The sequence below is a fragment of the Streptosporangium sp. NPDC087985 genome (genome assembly GCF_044741965.1).
GTDB lineage: Bacteria > Actinomycetota > Actinomycetes > Streptosporangiales > Streptosporangiaceae > Streptosporangium.
The window spans coordinates 358780-381542 of record NZ_JBIUTQ010000003.1; the positions used below are offsets into that span (position 1 = coordinate 358780).

Here is a 22763-nt window from a genome sequence, read left to right on the forward strand (position 1 = left end):
ACTACTCGTACATGCGAACTTCACATGCCTAATCATGAAGATGTGCGCTACCTGCACTTTTGTATTAGAAGTGAAATTTATTCGGGAAACTTTTGCGGCACTTCGGCGATCAGGTTGAACCGGCCGTCCTCGCCGGCGGTCACGCGCACCGCGCCCCCGACCCGGGTCATGCGATCGCGGAGATTGCCCAGACCCTCGCCGGTGGACGGCTGCGGACGCCGTCCGGGGACGCCGTCGTTGGTGACGGTCAGCCGCAGCAGGCCCTCGTGCTCGGCCAGCTCGATCACGCAGGTCCTCACCGTGCTGTGCCGCAGCATGTTCGTGACGCCCTCGCGGACAACGGCTCCCAGTGCGGCGCTCACCTCCTGTGGCAGGCCGGTGGCGTCCACCTGGACCGAGCAGTCGGCCCCTAGATCCGCGAGAAGGGTCTGGGCCCGCATGCTCTCGCCCTGGACGGACAGCTGCCGGTGGATCGTGGAGACGTTGCGCACGGCGTGCGCGGCGTGCCGTACGGCCTGGAGCGCCTCGCCCAGGTCTCCGCGCAGGCGCGCGTCGCCCGCCGCACGCCGGTAGGCCAGCTCGCTCTTGACGGAGGCCAGCCACAGCCAGTGCCCCACGAGGTCGTGCACGTCCCGGGCGAACTCCTCGTGCGCCTGGATGACCGCCCTCTCCTTTTCGGCGCGGAGCCGCCTGATCCGCAGGAGCAGGGCCACGGTAACGCATAGCGATATCAGGACAATTCCTACTATAACCGCTATGGCGATATTGAATTCGGGCGGCATGGATCGACTCTCATCGATGGAGGGCGTATCTGGCCATAAACTCAAAAAACCGTTTAACTGTCAACAAAAAGAAGAGTACTCCACGATAGTCAAGGTGGTCCGAGAAATAACGAAGGCCCCAGGCCGGGTCGGCATAATCTGATCAATCGGGCGGGACCGCCGGAACAGACGGATCAGCTGTAGCCTCCAGCGCGGAGAACCCGCCTTCATCGGAGGGCGCCGGCTCAGGACAGGTGCTCGGGGAAAGCCGGGCGGTAACGGAACCGGCGGGCGCCTAGGGAAGGCCGGGCGGCCACGGGACCAGCAGATAGACGCCGCCGAACAGGCAGGCTCCCGCCACCAGCAGGAACAGCAGCACCCAGAACCCGCCGGGCAGGAAGGTCAGCCGGGCGAGCTGGTCGGCGTCGGACTCCGGGGCGTGGCTGCGTCGCCGCTTGCGTTGCAGCTCCACGATCGGCCGCACGCCGCCCAGCAGCAGGAACCAGACGGCCAGATAGGCGAGGACGGCGTCCGCGTCGGGCGGAGCGTACCAGGTGAAGGCGGATATCGCCCCGCCGGTGGCCAGCAGGCTCACCACGCCGAACAGGTTGCGGATCAGCACCAGCATGCAGAGGAGCAGCACGATCACGAGCGCGATCAGGATCGCGACGTAGCCGGAGGAGGTCAGCCACGCTCCGCCGAGCCCCAGCAGGGACGGCGCGACGTATCCGGCGGCGGCGGTCAGGATCATCCCCGGTCCGGTGGGCCTGCCTCGCGTCAGGGTGACACCAGAGGTGTCGGAGTGCAGCCGGATGCCCTGAAGTGTGCGCCGGGTGAGCAGCGCCATCAGCGCGTGCCCTCCCTCGTGCGCGATCGTGACCAGGCCCCGTGAGATATGCCACGAGGTGGACCACGTGACCACGGTCAGGGCGGCCAGCGCGGACAGCAGCACGACCCATAGAGGTGGGGCCTCCTGGGGTGTGGTCAAAATCACCCAGACCTCGGACAATGATCACTTCTCCTTCGGTACGTTGGAGCAAAGCGTCCCATGACAACCGGTGTGCCGGGAATAAAGTCACACGTGTGCAGAACATGATTCTGAAACCGGCGGGCCGGCTCCGCCCCCGAGCACAGGAGGCCGGCGCCGTGTGGGGCCGCGGGCCGATCCGGCCTCCGAATACACTCGGTCAGCGGGACAGCGATGATCAGAGGGACTCGTGTGAACGACCAGAACGCCGCGCTCATCCGGAGCTTCTACGACGCCTTCGGGCGTCGTGACCCCGACGCCATGGAACGGTGCTACCACCCCGAGGTCACGTTCGGTGATCCCGTCTTCCAGGACCTGGAGGGCCGCGACCGGGTCATGGGCATGTGGCGGATGCTGCTCGGCCGCAGCCCCGACCTCGACGTGACCGTCCGGGATGTCACCGCGCGCGACCACGACGGCGCGGCGCACTGGACCGCCCGCTACACCTTCGGCAGGACGGAGAGGGAGGTCGTCAACGAGATCGATACCCTGTTCAGGTTCGAGGACGGCCTGATCATCCGGCACCATGACGACTTCGACTTCAAGCACTGGTCCAAGATGGCCCTGGGTAGGCCGGTGGGACTCTTCTATGGCTGGACCCCGATATTCCGCGCGACGATACGGGGTAGGGCGATGCGATCGCTTGAGGAGTTCATCAATCCGGAATGATCGGATGAGGAGACAGACGTGGCTGATCGGCGAGTGCGGGGTATGCGGAGCCTGATGCGCGGGCGTCTCGGAGGCGTCCGCGACTCTCCCGAACGGTCGATGGACCCGCGTTCCGCCGGAAACGAGCCGCCCGCGCCCCCGTCACTCGTCATCGACAACGCGATCTACGTCAACGGGCGGCGGACCGTCACCCCCGAATCGCTGCCCGACGCCTTCGCGTGCCTGAAGAACACCCCCGACAGCATGGCCTGGATCGGTTTCTACCGGCCGGAGGAGTCGGTGATCCTCAACGTCGCGGAGGAGTTCGACCTGCACGGACTGGCCGTCGAGGACGCCATCGTCGCCCACCAGCGGCCCAAGGCCGACCGCTACGGGGACACGCTGTTCGTGGTGCTGCGCCCGGCCAGATACCTCGACGAGATCGAGGAGGTCGACTTCGGCGAGCTGCACGTCTTCGTCGGCCAGAACTTCGTGATCACCGTACGGCACAGCGAGGCTCCCGACCTGTCGCAGGTCCGTCGCCGGATGGAGGGAGACCCCGAACTGCTCGGCCAGGGCCCGCAGGCGGTGCTCTACGCCATCATGGACGCGGTCGTGGACGGCTACGCCCCGATCGTCGCCGGTCTGCAGAACGACATCGACGAGATCGAGGTGCAGGTCTTCGGCAACGAGCCCGGCGTCTCCCGCCGCATCTACGAGCTCTCCCGCGAGGTGATCGAGTTCCAGCGGGCCACCCAGCCGCTGCTCGGCATGATCGAGGGATTCATCGCGGGGGCGGCCAAGTACGGGGTGGACCAGGAGCTGCAGAGATACCTGCGCGACGTCGCCGATCATGCGATCACCGTGGCGGAGCGGGTCAGCGGCTTCCGTCAGATGCTCCACGACATCCTCGTGGTCAACTCGACCATGGTCGCACTGGCGCAGAACGAGCACATGACCAGACTCACCGAGGCCAGCAACGCCCAGAACGAGGAAGTCAAGAAGATCTCCGCCTGGGCCGCGATCCTGTTCGCCCCCACCCTCGTCGGCACCATCTACGGCATGAACTTCGACTTCATGCCCGAGGTCCACTGGCCCCTGGGCTACCCGTTCGCGGTGCTGTTGATGGCAGGCGTCTGCGTGACCCTCTATCTGCTGTTCAAACGCCGCAACTGGCTGTAACGCCCGCTCGCGACGCGGGTCTGATCCGGCACGGCGATGCGCGCCGCCCTTGGACCCGGACTCCCTCCATTGCCCGAGCGAGACGCCAGGAGGCTCCGGGCCGCGGGTCCGGAGCCTCCTGGGGAAGATCAGCTGAGCTTGGCCAGGATCAGGTCGAGCTTCCCGTCCATGGAGTCCATGCGGCCCTCCATGGAGGTCATCCGATTCTCGATGGAGTCCATGCGGCCTTCCATGGAGTCCATGCGTCCGCCGAGGGAGGTCATCTGGTTCTCCATGGAGTCCATGCGTCCGCCGAGGGAGGTGGCGAGCGCGGAGAGGTCCTCTTTGGTGGCCATCTTGTTCATGATCTCTTCGAACATCGGAGAGGTGTAGGCCATGACCTCCTCCCGGATGATCGCCGGAAGATCGTTCAGCGTCTCCTTGATGTCGGCCAGATCCGAGCCCGTCCTGAAGGCCCAGGACTCAAGATCCGCTACGCGCTGACCGGTGTTTTTCGTCGCCACGTCGGGCATGGTACCTCCTGTTTGGGGGACGGTAGAAGGATGCCTGCCGGCAGACCCGGTCCGGGTTGGCAGCACTGTGTGACCGATTGAACACGTAGCGGGAGGGTGGGCGGGCGGATTTCGTGTTTTCCGTTGGGGGAGCGGTGAGGAGGAGCCGTGGGTGACTGGGCGGCCCGTGTGGGTCAGCCCAGCAGTTTGCGGGCGGCGTCCTCGATCTCGCTCTCCGACAGCAGCACGTGTCTGGACGCCTCGCCCAGGGGAATGAAGCTGTCGGCGGAGGTCACCCGGCCGATCCTGCCGGTGAAGCCGGCGTCGACCAGCTCGGTGACGATGCTCTCCGAGACACCGCCGGTACGGCGGGTCTCGTCGGCGATCAGCACCTTGCCGGTCAGCTCCGCCGCGTGTAGCAGGTCGTCGATCGGGAGCGGCGACAGCCAGCGCAGGTCCAGGACCCGGCAGCTGTAGCCCTCCGCGGTGAGTCTGACCGCGGCGCGCAGACTCATCCGCAGGCCGTTGCCGAAGGTCACGATGGTCAGGTCGCGGCCGTCGCCGTAGCTGCGGGCGCGGCCGATCGGGACGTGTGTCTCCGCCCAGCGGGCGGGTGGCACGTACGGCGAGAGCCAGCCGTTGTCGCCCCGGTCGAACAGGTCGCGCGTGTTGTACAGGGCGATCGGTTCCAGGAAGACGCAGACGCTGCCGTCGGTGCGGGCGGCGGCCAGGCAGGTGCGCAGCATCGAGGCCGCGTCGTCAGGCCGCGCGGGGGAGGCCACGACCAGACCGGGGATGTCGCGCAGCGCGGCGACGGAGTTGTCGTTGTGGAAGTGGCCGCCGAAGCCCTTCTGGTAGGCGTAGGAGGCGACACGGACCACCATCGGGTTGCGGAAGGCGCCGCGGGAGAAGAACGACAGCGTCGCGGCCTCCCCCCGGATCTGGTCCAGCGCGTTGTGCAGGTAGGCCAGATACTGGATCTCGGGCACCGGGAGCAGCCCGGAGACGCCCGACCCGAGCGCCAGGCCGAGCACGGCCTGCTCGTCGAGGAGCGTGTCGAACACCCGGCCTGCGCCGAAGCGCTTCTGCAGACCGCGGGTGACGCCGTAGACGCCGCCCTTGCGGGCCACATCCTCACCGAAGACCAGCACGTCGGGATGGACGGCCAGGGTGTCGACAAGGGTCCGGTTGATCGCCTGGGAGAGGGTGAGCGGGCCCTCCTGCTCGGGCAGCCTGCCACCGAAGGCCTTCTCCCTGGACCGCCCCGCCACTGTGCTGGCCACCGCGACGGCCTGCGGGGTGCGGGGGGCCAGCGGCTCCATGATGTCCGCCGCCGAGCCCAGCCGGGGCCGCCGTGAGCTCTCCATGGCCATCTTGAACAGGTGTTCCCGCATCGTCTCGTAGCGGAGCAGCAGCTCGTCGGGGGTGGTCAGCCCCCCCTCGACGAGCAGCCGGGCGGTGGCGACGAGCGGGTCGCGCTCCAGATCGGCGTTGATCTCCCGCTTGGTCCGGTAGGACATCTCCACGTCGGACCCGGCGTGGCCCATCAGCCGGACGGTGCTGACATGCAGCAGGGCGGGGGAGCGGTGTGTGCGGACGTGGTCGGCGGCGCTCCTCGCCACGTCATGGACGTCGGCCAGGTCGCAGCCGTCGGCCTCGAAGTACTCCAGCAGCGGGTGGCGGGCGGCCTCCACCCAGCCGCTCGGCGTCCGCACGCTGATGCCCAGGCCGTTGTCCTCGCAGACGAACAGCAGCGGCATCGCCAGCCCCTGGTAGGAGCCGTAGGCGGCGGTGTTGAGACCGGACAGGGCGCTGGCGTGGTTGACGGAGGCGTCACCGAAGCTGCACACCGCGATCGCGTCGGCGGGCCAGGCGCCCGGCAGGCCGAGCTGGTGGGCACGCTCGATGGCGAACGCCACCCCCACCGCACGTGGCAGGTGGCTGGCGATCGTGGAGGTCTGCGGGATCACTGCCAGCTCGGGGTGGCCGAAGACCTTGTGACGGCCGCCCGCGATGGGCTCCTCGGCCGAGGCGGTCAGGCCGAGCAGCACGTCGCGCAGCCCCTCCTCGGGCAGGCGTCCCGCCATCGCGGACCGGGCCAGGTAAAAGGCACCCGAGCGGTAGTGCAGCAGGGCGGGGTCGGTGGCGCGCACCGCCGCGGCGACCGCGACGTTGCCCTCGTGCCCGGCCGATCCGATGGTGTAGAAGCCCTCGTCCCGATCGCGCAACCGGCGCGCGGTGACGTCCAGGAGCCTGCTGCCCAGCTGGAACTCGAAAAGCTCACGGCAGCGGGCCCCGGTCAGGCCTGTCCCCTCCCGCACGGGCAGGCCCGGATCGCGAGGGGCCCCGGGAGAGAGGGCGGCCACCGCCTCGGTGAAATGCGTCTCAACTGTGTCGCGCGCCACACCCCGATTATGTCCCTATCGATCGCTCCCGTCCTCAACCTTGGCTTCTTTGGTCTAAGGAGGCGACGGAACAGCTCTATTCGACGGCTATCAATTACAACTTGTCAGATCTACCAATCGATTACCTCCTTCATGCGGATATTCAAAGAGAACCAAAAGGTCACGGCCTGTCAGGAGCCGCGCTGTCCGGCCTCTCAGCAAGCCATTCGGCTTGCTGAGAGTCGTTTTGCCGTTAGCAGGTACAGCCGGTGTAAGCATCGTCTGAGAGTCAGAACCGATCATGACACTGGGGGAAAAATGCTTCGAAAACTGGTCCCGATCCTGGTCGCGGTGGCCGCGGCCGGATCGCCGGCCGTCGCGACCACGGCCTGGGCGGACGGGCCGTCGGCCGCTCCGGCGGTCAGCGCCGTCGCACCGGCCGTGACCGCTGCCGCGCCGGCCGTGACCGCCGCCGCGCCGGCCGTGACCGCCGCCGCACCGGCCGCCCGACCGGCTGGCGCGTGCAGTCCAGGATCGCCGTGCGCGGAGGTCAACTGTGGTCCAGGCCGTGTCTGCGTGCCCTCCCCCAAGCAGTGCTTCACCGAGCCGTGCCCACAGTACGACTGCGTTCCGGTGTCCTCTCTCGGGTATCCCTATCCGGGGTATCCCTACTCGAGGCCGCCTTATCCGGGGTATCCCTATCCGAGGCCGCCTTATCCGGGGTACCCCTATCCGAGGCCGCCTTATCCGCCTTATCCGGGCCATCCCTATCCGGGACACCCTTACCCCGGGCACCCCTATCCGGGCCATCCCTACCCAGGGCACCCTTATCCAGGACCGCGGCCGCCTTACCCGCACCGCTAGTGGACGGCGGACCGCTCCGAGAGCATCCTTGTTAACAACTACTAACCTTTAACGGTGGCGAGCGCTGCGCGGGCCATGCCCCGCAGTAGCTCGGCCATCGCTTCCGGCGAGAGCTCGCCCGCGCTGTGCGGGGTGGAGTTGAGCAGGCCGAAGACGGCGTGGGTGGCGGCGCGGAGGCGCGGCGGGGGGCAGGCGGGGTAGAGCTCGCTCAGCACGGTGACCCACTCCTCCACGTAGAGCCGCTGCAGGCGGCGGATCTGGCGGCGGGCGGGCTCGGGGACGTTGCCCAGCTCGCGGTCGTGCACCGTGATCAGTGCGGGGTGGCTGAGCGCGAACTCGATCTGCCCGGTGAGCAGGGCATCCAGAGCCCGTTCGGCGTTGGAGGCCTCGGTCACGCGGTGCGCCGCCGAGGTGTGCAGGCGCTCACTGATATCCAGCAGCATCTCCGCCAGCAGCGCCTCCTTGCCGCTGAAGTGCCGGTAGAGGGCGGGGCCCGAAACGCCGACCGCCCCACCGATGTCCTCGATGGAAGTGCCGTGGAAGCCGCGCGCCGCGAACAGTTCCGCGGCGGCGTCCAGGATCTCCACGCGCCGTGACCCGCGAGCGCGGGCAGGGGTCTGGGCAGTCGTCACACCTCGCATGGTAGACGGTGACGTTAATAGTGACTAACATCTGTGGCGGAGTTAGTAACCGTTAACTTACGGCGAGGGAGCCGGGCAAGGGGGCTCACATGGGTGGCTGGCCGGTGCTGCGAAGCGCCTGCGACCCGGGTGGCGAGGGCTTCGGACGCAACGCGGAGGTCAATGGACGGCTCGTCGCCGACCTGCGAGAACGGATCGCGGTCGCCGGACTGGGCGGTCCGGAGAAGTCGCGGGTCAGGCACGTGTCGCGGGGCAAGCTGCTTCCCCGCGACCGGGTGGACACCCTGCTCGACCCGGGCTCGCGGTTCCTGGAGCTGTCCCAGCTCGCCGCCACCGGGCTGTACGGCGACGAGGCCCCCGCGGCGGGGATCATCACCGGCGTGGGCCGTGTCTCCGGCCGCGAGTGCGTGGTCGTCGCCAACGACGCCACGGTCAAGGGCGGCACCTACTACCCGATGACGGTCAAGAAGCACCTGCGGGCACAGGAGGTCGCCCTCCACAACAACCTGCCGTGCGTCTACCTCGTCGACTCCGGCGGCGCGTTTCTGCCCAGGCAGGACGAGGTCTTCCCCGACCGCGAGCACTTCGGCCGGATCTTCTACAACCAGGCCACCATGTCGGCACGTGGCATACCGCAGATCGCCGCGGTCCTCGGCTCCTGTACGGCGGGCGGCGCCTACGTCCCCGCGATGAGCGACGAGGCGGTGATCGTCCGCAACCAGGGCACGATCTTCCTGGGCGGGCCGCCGCTGGTGAAGGCCGCGACCGGGGAGGAGGTCACCGCCGAGGAACTGGGCGGCGGCGACCTGCACGCCCGGGTCAGCGGCGTCACCGACCACCTCGCCGAGGACGACGCCCACGCGCTGCGGATCGTCCGCGACATCGTGGCCACCCTCGCCCCGCGCACCCCCTCCCCATGGGAGCGCGTCCCCGCCGAGGAGCCGGTTCACGACCCCCACGACCTCTACGGGATCGTCCCCGCCGACACCCGCACGCCCTACGACGTGCGGGAGATCATCGCCCGCGTGGTGGACGGCAGCCGGTTCCTGGAGTTCAAGGCCGAGTACGGTGCCACCCTCGTCACCGGCTTCGCCCACATCCACGGCCACCCCGTCGGGATCGTCGCCAACAACGGCATCCTGTTCGGCGAGTCCGCGCTCAAGGGCGCGCACTTCATCGAGCTGTGCGACCGTCGGGCCGTCCCCCTGGTGTTCCTGCAGAACATCAGCGGCTTCATGGTCGGCAAGGCGTACGAGGCCGGAGGCATCGCCAAGCACGGCGCCAAGATGGTCACCGCCGTCGCCTGCGCCCGAGTGCCCAAGTTCACCGTGGTCGTCGGCGGCTCGTTCGGCGCCGGCAACTACGCGATGGCCGGGCGCGCCTACTCGCCCCGGTTCCTGTGGATGTGGCCTAACGCGCGTATCTCCGTGATGGGCGGTGAACAGGCCGCGAACGTCCTCTCCACGGTCGGCAACGCCGACCCCGACACCATCCGCAGGCAGTACGAGGACCAGGGCAACCCCTACTACTCCACCGCCCGCCTCTGGGACGACGGCGTCATCGACCCCCTCGACACCCGCACCGTCCTGGGCCTGGCCCTGTCCGCCGCGGCCAACGCCCCCCTCGACCCCATCGGCTACGGCGTCTTCCGGATGTGACCGCACTCATGACCCACTCGACAGCCCCTTGCCGGATGTTCGACACCGTTCTCATCGCCAACCGCGGCGAGATCGCCCTCCGGATCATCCGCACGCTCAGGAGACTGGGCATCCGCTCCGTCGCCGTGTACAGCGACGCCGACGCGGGCGCGCGGCACGCCCGCGAGGCCGACGTCGCGGTACGGCTCGGCGGCGGCTATCTCGACATCGACGGGATCCTGGACGCCGCCGCGGCGGCCGGGGCCCAGGCCGTACATCCCGGATACGGCTTCCTGGCCGAGAACACGGCCTTCGCCCGGCGGTGCGCCGAGGCCGGACTGGTGTTCATCGGCCCTCCGCCGGAGGCCGTCGAGGCCATGGGCGACAAGATCCGTGCCAAGGCCACCGTCTCGGCCGCCGGGGTCCCCGTCGTCCCCGGCGGCGCCGAACCGGCCGACGACCTGGTGAAGGCCGCCGAGCGGGTCGGCTTCCCCGCGCTGATCAAGCCATCCGCCGGCGGCGGAGGCAAGGGCATGGTGCTGGTGCGCGCGGCCGCCGAACTGCCGGACGCGCTGGAGTCCGCCCGCCGTACGGCCGCCGCCGCGTTCGGCGACGCCACCCTGCTGATCGAGCGTTTCGTGGACAACCCCCGGCACATCGAGATCCAGGTGATGGCCGACACCCACGGCAACGTCGTCCACCTGGGCGAGCGCGAGTGCAGCCTCCAGCGCCGCCACCAGAAGATCATTGAGGAGGCCCCCTCCCCGCTGCTCGACGCGGTGACCCGGGCGAGCATGGGTGCCGCGGCGGTCGAGGCCGCCCGGTCCGTCGGCTACGTCGGCGCGGGGACCGTCGAGTTCATCGTCCAGGGCGCCACCGGCGACTACTACTTCATGGAGATGAACACCCGGCTTCAGGTCGAGCACCCGGTCACCGAGCTGGTCACCGGCCTGGACCTGGTCGAGCTCCAGCTCAGTGTCGCGGCCGGTGAGCCGCTCCCGTTCACCCAGGACGAGGTACGGCTGCACGGCCACGCCGTCGAGGCCCGCGTCTACGCCGAGGACCCCTCTCGGAGCTTCCTGCCGACCGGCGGCCGGGTCCTCGCGCTGCGCGAGCCCGGCGATGTCCGGGTGGACTCCAGCCTGATGGCCGGCGGCGTGGTCGGCAGCGACTACGACCCGATGCTGTCCAAGGTCATCGCCTGGGGGCCGGACCGGGCGAGCGCGCTGCGGCGGCTGGACGGGGCGCTCGCCGCGACGACCGTTCTGGGTGTGCCGACCAACATCGCCTTCCTCCGGGCGCTGATCACCCATCCGGAGGTGGTGGCCGGAGACCTCGACACCGGCTTGGTCGAGCGCCACCTCGACACGCTGGTCTCCAGCGACGCCGTCCCCGCCGACATCCTGGCCACGGCCGCCCTGGTCCTTCAGCACGACCGCGTGCCCGTGGCGCCGGGCGACCCATGGGAGGTGCCCGACGGCTGGCGCCTCGGTGAGGCCGCATGGACCACCTGGCGGCTGGAGAGCCGCGACGGTGTGGCCGAGGTGCGGGTACGGGGCCTTCCCCGGGCTGGAGCCGAGGTCCGCCTGCCGGAGAACCGGCCCTCCGGAGCTGACGGCATGAGCGGCGACCAGGCGGCCACCCCGGGCGGGGACGTCCAGGCGAGGTTGGCCGAAGACGGCGATGACCTGCTGGTCACCCTGGACGGGGTCCGGCGCCGCTACGCCGTCGCCCGGGACGGCGACACCGTCTGGCTCGGCCGGGACGGTGACGCCTGGGCACTCACCCGGCACCATCTGGGCGACCCCGGCGACCGGACGGGCGCAGGCGGTGCCGGGGACGGCGTGGTCCGCAGCCCGATGCCCGGCACTGTCCTCGTGGTCAAGGTGACCACGGGGGAGAAGGTCACCGAGGGGCAGCCGCTGCTCATCGTCGAGGCCATGAAGATGGAGCACACCGTGACCGCGCCGGTTGGCGGGGTGGTCACCGAGCTACCGGTGCGGACCGGGCAGGCGGTCGACATGGACGCCGTGCTGGCGGTCGTCCGGCGGGAGGGGGAGCCGTGATGCGGGAGCCGTACAGGGTGCCGGCGGCGGGGCTGCCGGAACGGGTCACGGTCTACGAGGTCGGCCCCAGGGACGGTCTGCAGAACGAGTCGGCGGTCGTCCCCGTCGAGGTCAAGGCGGAGTTCGTCGCCCGGCTGGCCGCCGCCGGGCACCGGGTGATCGAGACGACCAGCTTCGTGCACCCCGCCTGGGTGCCCCAGTTGGCGGACGCCTCGGAGCTGCTGACCGGCCTGGAACGGGTCCCCGGCGTGCGCTATCCGGTGCTCGTGCCGAACGAGCGGGGCCTCGACCGTGCTCTGGCGCACGGTGTCGAGGAGATCGCCATCTTCGCCAGCGCCACCGAGACTTTCGCCCGCAAGAACCTCAACCGGACGCTGGAGTCGCAGTTCGAGATGTTCGAACCGGTGGTCGCCAGGGCGCTGGACCACGGTCTCAGGGTCAGGGCGTACGTGTCGATGTGCTTCGGGGATCCGTGGGAGGGACCGACGCCGATCGGCCAGGTGACCGCGGTCGGCCGCAGACTGCTCGATCTCGGCTGTTTCGAGCTTTCGCTCGGCGACACCATCGGCGTCGGCACACCAGGCCACGTGAGCGCGCTGATCCAGGCCTTCGGCGGACCCTCCCGGCTGGCCGTGCACTTCCACGACACCTACGGCCAGGCACTGGCCAACACCCTCGCCGCACTCCGGGAGGGCGTGACCGTGGTGGACGCCTCCACCGGCGGCATCGGGGGCTGTCCGTACGCCGAGAGCGCCACCGGCAACCTCGCCACCGAGGACCTGGTGTGGATGCTGCACGGTCTCGGCGTCGAGACCGGACTGAACCTCGAATCGCTGGTGGAGACCAGCACGTGGCTGGCCGCGCGGCTCGGCCGTCCCAGCCCCTCACGGGTCGTCCAGGCACTGGGAACGAGCCCGGCGACCGATCAAGACATCAAGGAGTGACGATGCCCAAGCTCAACGAGGAGTATGAAGACCTCCGCAAGACCGTCGAGGCGTTCGCCCGCGACGTGGTGGCCCCGGTGATCGGGGACCTCTATGAGCGCGAGGAGTTCCCCTACGGCATCGTGCGGCAGATGGGTGCGATGGGCCTGTTCGGGCTGCCGATCCCGGAGGAGTACGGCGGCATGGGCGGGGACTACTTCGCCCTCTGCCTGACCTTGGAGGAGCTGGCGAGGGTCGACTCCAGCGTGGCCATCACCGTCGAGGCCGCGGTGTCGCTGGGTGCGATGCCGATCTACCGGTTCGGTACGGCCGAGCAGCGGGCCGAGTGGCTGCCCCGGCTGACGTCGGGCGAGATGCTGGGCGCGTTCGGCCTGACCGAGCCGGGCGGCGGTTCCGACGTGCCGGGCGGCATGCGGACCACGGCCGTGCTGGACGGGGACGAGTGGGTGATCAACGGCTCGAAGGCGTTCATCACCAACTCGGGCACCGACATCACCGGCGTCGTCGGGGTGGCCGCCATCACCGGTGAGCGCGCCGACGGCAAGAAAGAGATCTCCACGATCCTGGTGCCGGCCGGCACCCCGGGCTTCACCGCCTCGAAGAAGTACTCCAAGGTCGGCTGGAACTGTTCCGACACCCGCGAGCTCTCCTTCACCGACTGCCGGGTCCCGGCGGCCAACCTGCTCGGCGAGCGGGGCAGGGGCTACGCGCAGTTCCTGCAGACCCTCGACGAGGGCCGTATCGCCATCGCCGCACTCTCGGTCGGCCTGGCCCAGGGCTGCGTGGACGAGTCCCTGCGCTACGTGCGCGAACGCCAGGCGTTCGGCCACCCGATCGGTCACTACCAGGCCATCCAGTTCAAGATCGCCGACATGGAGGTCCGCACCCACACCGCCCGCCTGGCCTACTACCACGCGGCGGAGAAGATGCTGGCCGGTGAGCCGTTCAAGAAGGAGGCGGCCATCGCCAAGCTCGTCGCCGGCGACGCGGCCATGGACAACGCCCGCGACGCCACCCAGATCTTCGGCGGCTACGGGTTCATGAACGAGTATCCCGTCGGCCGCTTCTACCGTGACGCCAAGATTCTGGAGATCGGCGAGGGCACCAGCGAGGTCCAGCGGATGCTGATCGCGAGGCAGCTCGGCCTGGGCGACCTCTGAGCCAGGGGCCTCGCCCGGAGCCGGCCTCGCAGGAAGATCAGGCCGGGCGCGGCGTCCGGCCGGGGGAGCCATCCATCGCCCGCGCGTGGCGTGGGGCGGGGCGCCCGTCCCCGTCGCCCACCGGAGGCTCGGCGACATGACCGGGCAACACCCGGGCGGGCGGCGCGGACCCAGGTAAAAGGGTCCGCGCCGCCCGCCCGGGTGAAATTTTCATCGTCGGCGAACGGTATCAGCGCAGCTCAAGAGCGTGAGGAGGGGGCGGGGAGAGGCCGGGACTGTGTGAGGGATGGGCGCGCCGTTATGGTGGGAGCGCTCCCATGCCCCCCTTGAAGGAGCCGATCCATGCTAAGAAGGTCAGTTCTGGCCACGCTCTGCGCCGCCCTGGTCACCACGGTTGCCGCGGTGTCCGTGGCCTCCGGAGCGTCCGCAGCCGATTCCTCGTTCTACGTCGATCCCGACACCAGCGCGGCCAGATGGGTCGCGGCGAATCCGGGAGACTCCCGCACACCGGTCATCCGCGACCGGATCGCCGCCGTCCCGCAGGCACGCTGGTTCACCACGACCAACACCTCCGCCGTGCGCGGCCAGGTGTCGGCGTTCGCCGCCGCCGCCGCGAACGCGGGCAAGACCCCCATCATGGTCGTCTACAACATCCCCAACCGTGACTGCAGCGGTGCGAGTACGGGTGGCGCGCCCAACCACACGTCCTACCGGCAGTGGATCGACGAACTCGCAGCGGGACTTCAGGGGAGGTCCGCGTCGATCATCCTGGAGCCCGACGTGCTCCCGATCATGACCAACTGCATGAGCTCCTCTCAGCAGCAGGAGACCAACGCCTCCATGGCGTACGCCGGCAAGAAGCTGAAGGCCGCCTCGTCGGGGGTGAAGGTCTACTTCGACATCGGGCACTCCGGATGGCTGTCCGCCTCCGAGGCCGGGGCCCGGCTGAGGGCCGCGGACGTCGCCAACAGCGCGGACGGCATCGCCCTCAACGTCTCCAACTACCGCTGGACCTCCACCGAGGTGGCGTACGCCAAGAGCGTCATCTCCGCCAGCGGTGTCTCCCGGCTCCGCGCGGTGATCGACACCAGCCGCAACGGCAACGGTCCCCAGGGCAGCGAATGGTGTGACCCGGGCGGGCGGGCGATCGGCACGCCGAGCACGACCAGCACCGGCGACTCGATGATCGACGCGTTCCTCTGGATCAAGCTGCCGGGCGAGGCCGACGGCTGCATCGCCGGCGCCGGGCAGTTCGTGCCGCAGCGGGCCTACGACCTGGCCATCGCGGCCCCGCAGCCCACATCTCCTCCTCCCACCGCCACCCCCACGCCGACCCCGACGGTCACCCCCACCGGTGGTACCGGTGGTAAGGCCTGCGCGGCCACCTACAAGGTGGTCAACTCCTGGCAGGGCGGTTTCCAGGCCGAGGTGACGGTGAAGAGCACCGGCGGCGTGGCCATCACGGGCTGGACGGCGAGCTGGTCCTTCCCGAACGGCCAGACCATCACCCAGCTCTGGAACGGCCAGCACACCCAGAGCGGCGCCAACGTCTCGGTGCGGAACCTGACGCATAACGGCAGTCTCTCCTCGGGCGCCTCGACGTCCTTCGGCTTCACCGGCGACTCGCCCGGCGCCAACGGTGTGCCGGCCTCGGTCAGCTGCGCCGCCGCCTGACCTGGCGGCGCAGCCATGATCCGGTACGGCCCGCGCGGAAAGTGCCCCCCGCGCGGGCCGTACCGGATTTTCCCCGTTCGGGGAGAGACCGGAAACCCCGTGACTCCGCATAGCTCGCGGGTCGTCGCGCAGGCCTCACACCGCCTCCGCAGGCCTTTATCGGCCGAGGTGGTCCGGGACGCTACCGGGAGAGGCGGCCGCCGGCTGCTCTCTCGGTTGACTGGTTGGTCGTCGCCGCTATCACCGCCGCGGTCTTTGACATGATCCGTGTCATTGCCTGCAGCTCCTCGGGGGTGAGCTGGTCGATCAGGAAGGCGCGGACGACGGCCACGTGGCCCGGCGCTGTCCGCTCCAGGCAGCGGGCCCCCTCGGGGGTGAGCGCGGCGAGGACGCCCCGCTCATCGGAAGGACAGGTCATCCGCTCGACGAGGCCGCCCTTTTCGAGCTGACCGATCTGATAGGTGAGCCCGCTTTTGGACACGATCACCTTGCGCGCGAGTTCGGTCATCCGCATCCGCTGCTCGGGGGCGGCCGCGAGTTTGACGAGGATTTCGTACTGGGCGTGGGTGAGCCCGGAGTCGGCCTTCAACTGCTCCTCGACGCGCCGCTCCAGCAGGTGTGTCGCGGTGACGTAGGCCATCCAGGCGTTCAGCTCGATTTCGCTGAGCCATCTCGTGTCGTTCACGACCACAGTTTATGGCTTGTTCAAATTTGAACTAGACTAGGATTTAGTTCAAATTCGAACAACTAGAAGGAGTTGTCATGCTTGACCGCGCACGCCCCATTGCCCTGCTGGTGGGACGGATCGCCATCGGAGTGGTCTTCGTCGTCCACGGCTGGCAGAAGTTCACCACGATGGGACTGGACGGGACGACGGCGTTCTTCGAGTCCCTGGGGATTCCGCTGGCAGGCGTGGCCGCGCCGGGAGTGGCCGTGCTGGAGGTGGTCGGAGGAATCGCATTCATCCTGGGTGCGGGACTGCCGGTCTTCGGCTCCCTGCTCGCGCTGAACATGGTCGGTGCGATCATGTTCCTCCACGCCGCGAACGGGTTCGCGGTGGACAAGGGCGGCTACGAGTTCGTCCTCACCCTCGCCGCGGGCAGCCTGGCCGTCGCCTTCAGCGGTGGCGGGGCCCTCGCCGCCGACAGCCTGTGGCGGCGACGGCGCGTCTCCGTCCCGGCCTCCGCGTCTTTGGCGTAGGCGGAATCCCGGACCTGCCGACCGGTCGGCCCCTCACGGGGAGACCGGCCGGGCCGTTGCCGGGAGAAGGCGGCCCCGGAGAGCCGCCCCGCCCCTCAGGTGGGCAGCTGGGCATCCAGTCGATAGCCGTCCACGGTGACGTAGACCTGGTCGCCCGGCCGGGCGTTCAGGCGCATCAGCACCGGCTGGAGGGAGTCGAAGACCGGGTGGTCCCGCCAGACCAGCACCACCGCGTTGTCACCGGGGCCGGTCACCGACAGCAGGGTGCCGGGACGCATGCCGAGCTGGGTGGCGTACCCCTCCGGCACCGCCACCGGGCCGCCTCGCAGGTGCTCGCTGGTCACCTCTATCCGCTGCCAGCGGCTCGGGTCGGTGACCGGGTTGGTCGGTGGATGCGCGGGGGCGCGCTGGCTGGTGATCAGGTGGGGCCGGGTGTTGCCGCCCGACAGCGCCGACAGCGCCGCCAGAGCGGCACGGGGGTCGATGGAGTTGGCGTTCACCTGCGGGATCGGCTGGCCGCCGCGGTGATGGTGGCCGTTGGCCCCCGGTGTGCGGCGGGGGAGCTGTTTGCCGGCCTCGGAGGCGGGCTCCCCGGCTGAACCCATGTCCGGTGTGCCGGTGGCGGTGAGCGCGTCCAGCCAGGCCTGCGCGGAGTGTGCGCGGATGCCGAGCTGGTGCTCCATGAGCGCGGCCACGTCGGTGTTGACGGGCTTGCTCGCCAGCAGCTGCCGGGTGCGGTCCCGCAGGCCTCCCAGGTCGCCGACGACGAGCCAGCCGTCCTGCAGCCGCCGGTCGGGCATGAGAGTGACCAGCACCCGCCAGAGCGGGGTGCTGAGCGTGGGGACCTCGACGGGGTGGGCGGGGTCGGCGCCGATGAGCTGATCCTGCGTGGCGGCGGCGCCCAACCACTCGGTGAGTCCGAACATGTGCCCGGTGAGCGGGGCGGACTCCGGAGAGCGCAGCCAGAGCAGGATGCGTTCCTCGGCGGTGCGCTGGGCCATGGACAGCGCGTCGCGATCGGCGTTCAGCTTGTGCGCCAGCGCGCGCAGGCTGATCGGTTCGACGGCGAACAGCCGTTCCACGGCGACCGCGCGCTCCAGTGGGCTCCAGTCACGGAACATGTTGTCCACCAGGCGGACCAACGGGTAGTCGCTGGGCCTTACCTGGGGTTCGAGTACGGGCTCGGCGATCGGTGCCTGCGGTACGGGCGGCGCCTGTGGTGGCACGGATGGTGCCTGCGGTACGGGCGGCGCCTGTGGCGGCATGGATGGTGCCTGTAGCGGCACGGATGGCGCCTGTGGCATGGATGGGGCCTGCTGTTGCGGAACCTGTCCTGCCGGGGCCTGTACGGCGACCTGGGTAGCCGGCGCGGGCTGCTCGCCGATCAGCGGGATCCTGCTGAGCACCTCGCGGAAGATGGCGGTCACCACGACCTCGGGAGAGGCGGGCAGGGAAGGGCCGCCGAGGTCTCCGGTGGTCAGGCGGCGCAGCCGGGACCAGCCACCCAGTCCGATGATCGCGGAGCGGGCGGCCTCGGACCAGCCGGGCAGGGTGGGATCCACCGTGTGCACGTGCAGTGCGGGCAGCACGTCGCTCAGCGGCAGATGGTCCCAGCGGGACACCGAAAGCCGGGCCAGCCGATCGCAGACCCAGTCGAGCCCGGCGACGCCGAGGGCTTTGGGCAGGGTGACCGAGGACCACCAGCCCGCAGGCAGGCGGGGATCGGCCAGGACTTCGGCGATCTGCTGTGGCCGACTCCAGCGCAGTGCCGGAACCAGATCACTCAGGCAGATCGATGACTCGGCATCCATCGGCGGACCGAAACCTCCCCAAAGTGACGCATGTGGCTAATGGTGCAGCCTACGCCGCAAGCTATCAATTGGTGTTAAGAGGGTAAAGCTGGTCCGTACCCAGATCGGACGCGGAGACACGTGGCCGACCGCCTATGGCTGTCACCGCCTCGGCTCCGGCCTCGCCTCCCGCCTTCAGCGCCGCCTCGTCGGCGGCCCCTCCCAGCAGGGCGATCAACAGGCCGGCGGCGAACGCGTCCCCCGCTCCCGTCGAGTCAATCACCTCCGCGGCTGTTCCGGGAACCCGAGCCGTCAACTTTCCGTTTCTCGCCATCAGAGCGCCGTGGGAGCCGAGTTTCACAGCCGCCGCGCCGTACCGGAGGCTCAGCCGTTCAGCGGCCCGTCCGGCGGAGCTCTCGCCGGTGAGTAGCAACGCCTCATCCAGGTTGGGAATGACCAGCTGGGCGGCCAGGGTCTCCTGGACGAACCGCTCGGGGCCGAAGGAGCGCAGGAAACCGGTCGAGGCGGGGTCGACGCTGATCGTGACGCCGCGCAGGGTGGCCGCGGCCAGAGCCAGCCGGCACAGCTGCAGCCCCGGCTCAGCGAACAGGGTGTATCCGGACAGGTGCAGGTGACGCACCCCGTCGAGCAGGTCGTCGTCCCAGTCGTCGGCGCCGATGTGGCCGCCCGCGCCCCGATTGGTGAGCATGGAGCGCTCCCCGGTCGCGTCGACCATGGCGATCACCACCGCGGTCGGGCGGTCGGGGTCCACCCGCAGGTGCGGCCGGACCCCGCCGCGCCGCAGTTCGGCGGCGTGCCATTCGCCGGTGTCGAAGCCGACCCGGGTCAGGAGCCGGGCGTCGGCGCCCAGACGGGCGGCCCAGGAGGCCGTGTTGGCTCCCGAGCCGCCCGGGCGCAGCACGATGTCGGCGGCGGTGTCCGTGCCGCGGGCCGGGCCGGCCAGGGCCGTCCCGGCGTGAAGCGCGACGACGTCGGTGACCACGTCGCCGATGACCAGCAGGCCCGTTCGGGTCACGACTTCCTCAGTTTCCCCGGCTCCACGATGCCGCGATCTGCCCGGCGATGCGGGCGTTTCCTCGTACGGCGGCCAGATTCGCCTCAAGCGAGGCGCCGTCGGTGCCCCTCACCAGGTAATCCAGGAGGAACGGGGTGATGGCCTGACCGGTGACCTTCTCCCGGTCGGCCGCGGCCAGGGCCTCGGCGAGGATCCGGTCGTGCAGGGCCGGGTCGAGCTGCTCGGCCATCGGCACCGGGTTGGCCACGATCAGTGCGGTCTCCGGGCCGCCAAGCGCGTCCTGGGCCCGCATGATGCCCGCCGCCTCGTCCGGAGTCTCGATCCGCCAGTCGATCGGCTCGCCGGAGGTATGCAGGTAGAAACCGGGGAACTCTCCGGTGCGGAACCCGGCCACGCTGACGCTGCGGGTCTCCAGCCGTTGCAGGGTGGCGGGGACGTCCAGGATCGACTTCACGCCCGCGCAGACGACGGTGATACGGGTACGGCTCAGCATGTCGAGGTCGGCCGACTCGTCCTGGCTGTCGGTCCATCCGCGGTGCACGCCGCCGAGGCCGCCGGTGGCGAAGACCCGGATGCCCGCCCGCGCGGCCAGGAACGAGGTCGCCGAGACCGTGGTCGCCCCGCTGGCCCTCAGCGCGGCGGCGGCGGGCAGATCGCGGAAGCCCAGCTTGCGCAGGCCTGGTTCGGTGGCGATCCTTTTGAGCTCGTCCCGGCTCAGGCCGACGTGTGCGACGCCGTCCAGCACCGCGATCGTCGCCGGTACGGCACCCGCCTCGCGGACGATCTCCTCCAGCTCGGTCGCGACCTCGAGGTTGCGGGGCTGGGGCAGGCCGTGCGAGATGATCGTGGACTCGAGCGCCACGACCGGGGCGCCCTGCGCCAGTGCTCCGGCCACCTCGCCGGAGGGGCGGAGCACGCTGTCGATGGGCTGCTGGGTGGTACGCATGAGCCGCCTCTGTCTCCTCATCCGGGCCGGATGGTTGCTCTTTTGGAACGATGTGACCTGGATCACTTGTTCCGGAAAGAGCACGTTACGGCGGTTGTGGAGAGACGTCTACCCGAAGATCAGCCGATGACGGCGACGCCGAGCAGAGAGATCACGGTGATGACGGCCGTGGCCGCCCCGCCCAGGAGCAGCGACCGTCCGCCGCGCGCCAGCTCTCTGAGGTTGACGCCCGTCCCCAGCCCGAAGAGTGCCGCCGCGAGTAACACTCCCGTCACCTCGGGGAGTGCCCGGGTGACCCCGGCGGGCATCACGCCGAGGCTCCGTACGATCACCATCGCGACGAATCCCAGTACGAACAGGGGCACGACCGGTGGCCGCCGTACCGCGCCGGGAGTGTTCCGTAGATCTCCGCCTACGCCGCGGCGCAGGGCGAGGGAGGTCAGTCCCACGATGGGGGCGAGCAGGACGACCCGGGCCAGCTTGACCACCACCGCACTCGCCAGCACCCCCGCTCCGGCCACTGCGCCGATGGCCGCCACCTGGGCGATCTCGTGGACCGACGCCCCGGCCCATATCCCGAGCTGGTGCGAGGTCAGGCCGAGAAGCCCGGCGAGTAGCGGCAGCACGAGGATCATGGCACTGCCGTACAGGACCACGACGCTGATCGCGCTCGCCACGTCGTCGTCGTCGCTGCCGGCCACCTCGTGCATGGCGGCCACCGCCGCGGCCCCGCAGACGGACACCCCCGTCGCGATGAGGAGTGACCTGCGCGGGCTCACCCCGAGCCGTGCCCCGATCCAACGTGTGGCGAGGAACGTGCCGCCGGTGGCTGCGGCGATCACCGCGAGCGCACGCCAGCCGAGCGCCAGCACCTCCGGCAGGGCGATCCGCAGCCCGAGCAGCACGATCGCCAGGCGGAGCAGCCGTCGACTCGCGAACGCGAGCCCCGGGCGGAACGACCGGCGGACCCCGCCGAGGTTGGTGAGCGCGATCCCGCAGGCCACCGCGGTGACGGCCGCGCTCACGCCGGGGAGGGCACGGCTCAGCCACGTCGACAGGATCACCGCGACGGTCACCACGGCGAGGCCGGGCACGAGGGCGCCGATCTCCGCGGCCCACCTCCGCGGCAGGGGCGTCCCCGGCGGGCGGGAACCCGCCTCCGGGACACGCCTGCCCGCAGGCCGTCCGGGGCGTTCCGGGGGTTCGGGGTGTCGGAGGGAGCCGTCGGGCGAGAGGAGGGTCATGGTCCGAGTCTTGATGCGGGCAGGCGCGGCCGGTAACCGTCATCTCCCTGGAAGGTCATAGCCTAGGGCTATGAGTGAGCTGCCCGATCTCGGATCCCTGCGGTTGCTCGTCGACGTGGACCGCCTGGGCAGCCTCAGCCAGGCGGCCCGGGCGGCGGGAATCGCCCAGCCGTCGGCGAGTAAGCGGATCGCGCTACTGGAACGCCGCCTCGGGCTGCCTCTGCTGGAGCGCACCCCGCGCGGCTCCACCCTCACCCCGCAGGGGGTGATGGTCTCGGCCTGGGCGGCACAGGCGCTGGCGGCGGCCGAGGAACTCATGCGCGGAGCGGAGGCGGTACGGCGCGGCAGGGCGGCTCATCTGCGCATCGCGGCCAGCATGACCGTGGCCGAATACCTGCTGCCGCGCTGGCTGGGAGAGCTGCAGAACAGGGAGCCCCAGATCCAGGTCGGCCTGGACGTGCAGAACTCCGCCGAGGTGGCCAGGCTGGTCAGCGGCGGGATCGAGCTCGGGTTCGTGGAGGGGCCTTCGATCCCGCCCGGCCTGACCTCCCGGGTGGTGGCCACCGACCGGCTCGTCGTGGTGGTGGCTCCGGGCCACCCGTGGGCGCGTCGCCGTACCGCGCTGCTGTCCGCCGAACTCGCCGCCACCCCGCTGGTGGTCCGCGAGCGCGGCTCCGGCACCCGCGAGACCCTGGACCTCGCGCTGACCGGCCACGTGGTCGCCGCTCCCCGGCTGGAGCTCGGTTCCAACGCCGCTGTCATGGGCGCCGCCCGCGAGGGGGCGGCTCCGGCCGTGCTCAGCGGTTACGCGGTGGAGGCCGAGCTGGCCACCGGACGGCTTGCCGAGGTGAGCACCCGGGATATCGACCTCGACCGACGCCTGCGCGCCGTCTGGCGCAGGGGCCGGACTCCCACCGGTCCCGCCGCCACCCTCCTGAAGATCACCCTGGCCGCGGCCCGTGAGTGAGCGGGTGCGCCGGGCCGGAGCGGTGCCGGAAAGACCATGGACCGATTTGTCGTCTTCGCTATATGGTGCGTGGCATGGTGTCGATTGACGTGTCGAGTGTG

The 22763-nt window shown here is 70.0% G+C and carries 20 protein-coding genes; 10 read left to right on the plus strand and 10 right to left on the minus strand.

The genetic code is table 11. The features are described 5' to 3' along the window. Positions 1 to 77 precede the first annotated feature (77 nt). Together ACIN94_RS10470 and ACIN94_RS10475 are read right to left on the minus strand one after the other, a co-directional pair. Positions 78 to 713, minus strand: coding sequence for a sensor histidine kinase (locus ACIN94_RS10470; RefSeq protein WP_400702598.1), 636 nt, complete (start codon positions 711 to 713; stop codon positions 78 to 80). A 343-nt stretch (positions 714 to 1056) separates the two neighbouring features. Continuing rightward, positions 1057 to 1770, minus strand: coding sequence for a M50 family metallopeptidase (locus ACIN94_RS10475; RefSeq protein ID WP_400702601.1), 714 nt, complete (start codon positions 1768 to 1770; stop codon positions 1057 to 1059). 210 nt (positions 1771 to 1980) lie between these two features. On the opposite strand from ACIN94_RS10475, the gene ACIN94_RS10480 reads away from it, so the two are divergent. Together ACIN94_RS10480 and ACIN94_RS10485 are read left to right on the plus strand one after the other, a co-directional pair. Next, positions 1981 to 2457: a nuclear transport factor 2 family protein gene (locus ACIN94_RS10480; RefSeq protein ID WP_400702604.1), complete on the plus strand. Its 477-nt coding sequence runs from the start codon at positions 1981 to 1983 to the stop codon at positions 2455 to 2457. A gap of 18 nt (positions 2458 to 2475) precedes the next feature. Then, positions 2476 to 3618 (plus strand): magnesium and cobalt transport protein CorA, encoded by a 1143-nt coding sequence (locus ACIN94_RS10485; protein WP_400702607.1) that lies wholly within the window; start codon positions 2476 to 2478, stop codon positions 3616 to 3618. Positions 3619 to 3746: 128 nt separating this feature from the next. Here the strand turns inward: ACIN94_RS10485 and ACIN94_RS10490 are convergent, their stop codons facing one another. Both ACIN94_RS10490 and ACIN94_RS10495 read right to left on the minus strand, forming a co-directional pair. Beyond that, complete coding sequence (locus ACIN94_RS10490) at positions 3747 to 4121, minus strand: hypothetical protein (RefSeq protein WP_400702610.1); 375 nt, start codon at positions 4119 to 4121, stop codon at positions 3747 to 3749. 182 nt (positions 4122 to 4303) lie between these two features. Continuing rightward, positions 4304 to 6514: a thiamine pyrophosphate-dependent enzyme gene (locus ACIN94_RS10495; RefSeq protein ID WP_400702613.1), complete on the minus strand. Its 2211-nt coding sequence runs from the start codon at positions 6512 to 6514 to the stop codon at positions 4304 to 4306. A 587-nt stretch (positions 6515 to 7101) separates the two neighbouring features. Here ACIN94_RS10495 and ACIN94_RS10500 point away from each other — a divergent pair. Further along, positions 7102 to 7392, plus strand: coding sequence for a pentapeptide repeat-containing protein (locus tag ACIN94_RS10500; protein ID WP_400702616.1), 291 nt, complete (start codon positions 7102 to 7104; stop codon positions 7390 to 7392). Positions 7393 to 7398: 6 nt separating this feature from the next. On the opposite strand, the gene ACIN94_RS10505 is transcribed toward ACIN94_RS10500, so the two are convergent. Further along, entirely contained in the window at positions 7399 to 7998 is a 600-nt protein-coding gene (locus ACIN94_RS10505; RefSeq protein WP_400702619.1) for a TetR/AcrR family transcriptional regulator, read from the minus strand. Positions 7999 to 8087: 89 nt separating this feature from the next. On the opposite strand from ACIN94_RS10505, the gene ACIN94_RS10510 reads away from it, so the two are divergent. The 5 genes from ACIN94_RS10510 (at position 8088) to ACIN94_RS10530 (ending at position 15479) form a co-directional block, all read left to right on the plus strand. Beyond that, positions 8088 to 9656 carry a carboxyl transferase domain-containing protein gene (locus ACIN94_RS10510; protein WP_400702622.1) on the plus strand — a complete coding sequence of 523 codons (1569 nt, stop codon included), beginning with the start codon at positions 8088 to 8090 and terminating at the stop codon, positions 9654 to 9656. A 35-nt stretch (positions 9657 to 9691) separates the two neighbouring features. Continuing rightward, positions 9692 to 11701 carry an acetyl/propionyl/methylcrotonyl-CoA carboxylase subunit alpha gene (locus tag ACIN94_RS10515; RefSeq protein WP_400702625.1) on the plus strand — a complete coding sequence of 670 codons (2010 nt, stop codon included), beginning with the start codon at positions 9692 to 9694 and terminating at the stop codon, positions 11699 to 11701. After that, positions 11701 to 12645, plus strand: a complete 945-nt coding sequence (locus ACIN94_RS10520; RefSeq protein WP_400702628.1) for a hydroxymethylglutaryl-CoA lyase — start codon at positions 11701 to 11703, stop codon at positions 12643 to 12645. Before ACIN94_RS10515 ends, ACIN94_RS10520 begins: the two co-directional genes overlap by 1 nt. Before the next feature lie 2 nt (positions 12646 to 12647). After that, complete coding sequence (locus ACIN94_RS10525) at positions 12648 to 13805, plus strand: acyl-CoA dehydrogenase family protein (protein ID WP_400702631.1); 1158 nt, start codon at positions 12648 to 12650, stop codon at positions 13803 to 13805. A gap of 342 nt (positions 13806 to 14147) precedes the next feature. After that, positions 14148 to 15479: a glycoside hydrolase family 6 protein gene (locus ACIN94_RS10530; protein WP_400702634.1), complete on the plus strand. Its 1332-nt coding sequence runs from the start codon at positions 14148 to 14150 to the stop codon at positions 15477 to 15479. Between the two features lie 181 nt (positions 15480 to 15660). Here ACIN94_RS10530 and ACIN94_RS10535 read toward each other — a convergent pair whose 3' ends face one another. Then, positions 15661 to 16164, minus strand: a complete 504-nt coding sequence (locus tag ACIN94_RS10535; protein ID WP_400702637.1) for a MarR family winged helix-turn-helix transcriptional regulator — start codon at positions 16162 to 16164, stop codon at positions 15661 to 15663. Positions 16165 to 16241: 77 nt separating this feature from the next. On the opposite strand from ACIN94_RS10535, the gene ACIN94_RS10540 reads away from it, so the two are divergent. Continuing rightward, positions 16242 to 16679, plus strand: a complete 438-nt coding sequence (locus ACIN94_RS10540) for a DoxX family protein (RefSeq protein WP_400702640.1) — start codon at positions 16242 to 16244, stop codon at positions 16677 to 16679. Between the two features lie 95 nt (positions 16680 to 16774). Here ACIN94_RS10540 and ACIN94_RS10545 read toward each other — a convergent pair whose 3' ends face one another. The 4 genes from ACIN94_RS10545 to ACIN94_RS10560 all read right to left on the minus strand — a co-directional run bounded on the left by ACIN94_RS10545 (position 16775) and on the right by ACIN94_RS10560 (position 21695). Further along, the gene (locus tag ACIN94_RS10545) at positions 16775 to 18490 is read right to left on the minus strand and encodes a hypothetical protein (protein WP_400702643.1); all 1716 of its coding nucleotides are present in this window, start codon (positions 18488 to 18490) and stop codon (positions 16775 to 16777) included. A gap of 64 nt (positions 18491 to 18554) precedes the next feature. Next, entirely contained in the window at positions 18555 to 19505 is a 951-nt protein-coding gene (locus ACIN94_RS10550; protein ID WP_400702646.1) for a carbohydrate kinase family protein, read from the minus strand. A gap of 7 nt (positions 19506 to 19512) precedes the next feature. Further along, on the minus strand, positions 19513 to 20451 hold the full coding sequence (locus ACIN94_RS10555; protein WP_400702649.1) for a pseudouridine-5'-phosphate glycosidase: 939 nt from the start codon (positions 20449 to 20451) through the stop codon (positions 19513 to 19515). A gap of 119 nt (positions 20452 to 20570) precedes the next feature. Then, on the minus strand, positions 20571 to 21695 hold the full coding sequence (locus tag ACIN94_RS10560) for a YeiH family protein (protein WP_400702652.1): 1125 nt from the start codon (positions 21693 to 21695) through the stop codon (positions 20571 to 20573). A gap of 70 nt (positions 21696 to 21765) precedes the next feature. On the opposite strand from ACIN94_RS10560, the gene ACIN94_RS10565 reads away from it, so the two are divergent. Then, entirely contained in the window at positions 21766 to 22662 is an 897-nt protein-coding gene (locus ACIN94_RS10565; RefSeq protein WP_400702655.1) for a LysR family transcriptional regulator, read from the plus strand. The last annotated feature ends 101 nt before the right edge of the window (positions 22663 to 22763 follow it).

Excerpts from the sequence above, each read along its gene's own strand:
- ACIN94_RS10545 (WP_400702643.1), bottom strand. The coding sequence starts at position 18,490 with ATGGATGCCGAGTCATCGATCTGCCTGAGTGATCTGGTTCCGGCACTG.
- ACIN94_RS10540 (WP_400702640.1), top strand. The coding sequence starts at position 16,242 with ATGCTTGACCGCGCACGCCCCATTGCCCTGCTGGTGGGACGGATCGCC.
- ACIN94_RS10560 (WP_400702652.1), bottom strand. The coding sequence starts at position 21,695 with ATGACCCTCCTCTCGCCCGACGGCTCCCTCCGACACCCCGAACCCCCG.
- ACIN94_RS10515 (WP_400702625.1), top strand. The coding sequence starts at position 9,692 with ATGTTCGACACCGTTCTCATCGCCAACCGCGGCGAGATCGCCCTCCGG.
- ACIN94_RS10520 (WP_400702628.1), top strand. The coding sequence starts at position 11,701 with ATGCGGGAGCCGTACAGGGTGCCGGCGGCGGGGCTGCCGGAACGGGTC.
- ACIN94_RS10525 (WP_400702631.1), top strand. The coding sequence starts at position 12,648 with ATGCCCAAGCTCAACGAGGAGTATGAAGACCTCCGCAAGACCGTCGAG.
- ACIN94_RS10565 (WP_400702655.1), top strand. The coding sequence starts at position 21,766 with ATGAGTGAGCTGCCCGATCTCGGATCCCTGCGGTTGCTCGTCGACGTG.
- ACIN94_RS10510 (WP_400702622.1), top strand. The coding sequence starts at position 8,088 with ATGGGTGGCTGGCCGGTGCTGCGAAGCGCCTGCGACCCGGGTGGCGAG.
- ACIN94_RS10555 (WP_400702649.1), bottom strand. The coding sequence starts at position 20,451 with ATGCGTACCACCCAGCAGCCCATCGACAGCGTGCTCCGCCCCTCCGGC.
- ACIN94_RS10505 (WP_400702619.1), bottom strand. The coding sequence starts at position 7,998 with ATGCGAGGTGTGACGACTGCCCAGACCCCTGCCCGCGCTCGCGGGTCA.
- ACIN94_RS10530 (WP_400702634.1), top strand. The coding sequence starts at position 14,148 with ATGCTAAGAAGGTCAGTTCTGGCCACGCTCTGCGCCGCCCTGGTCACC.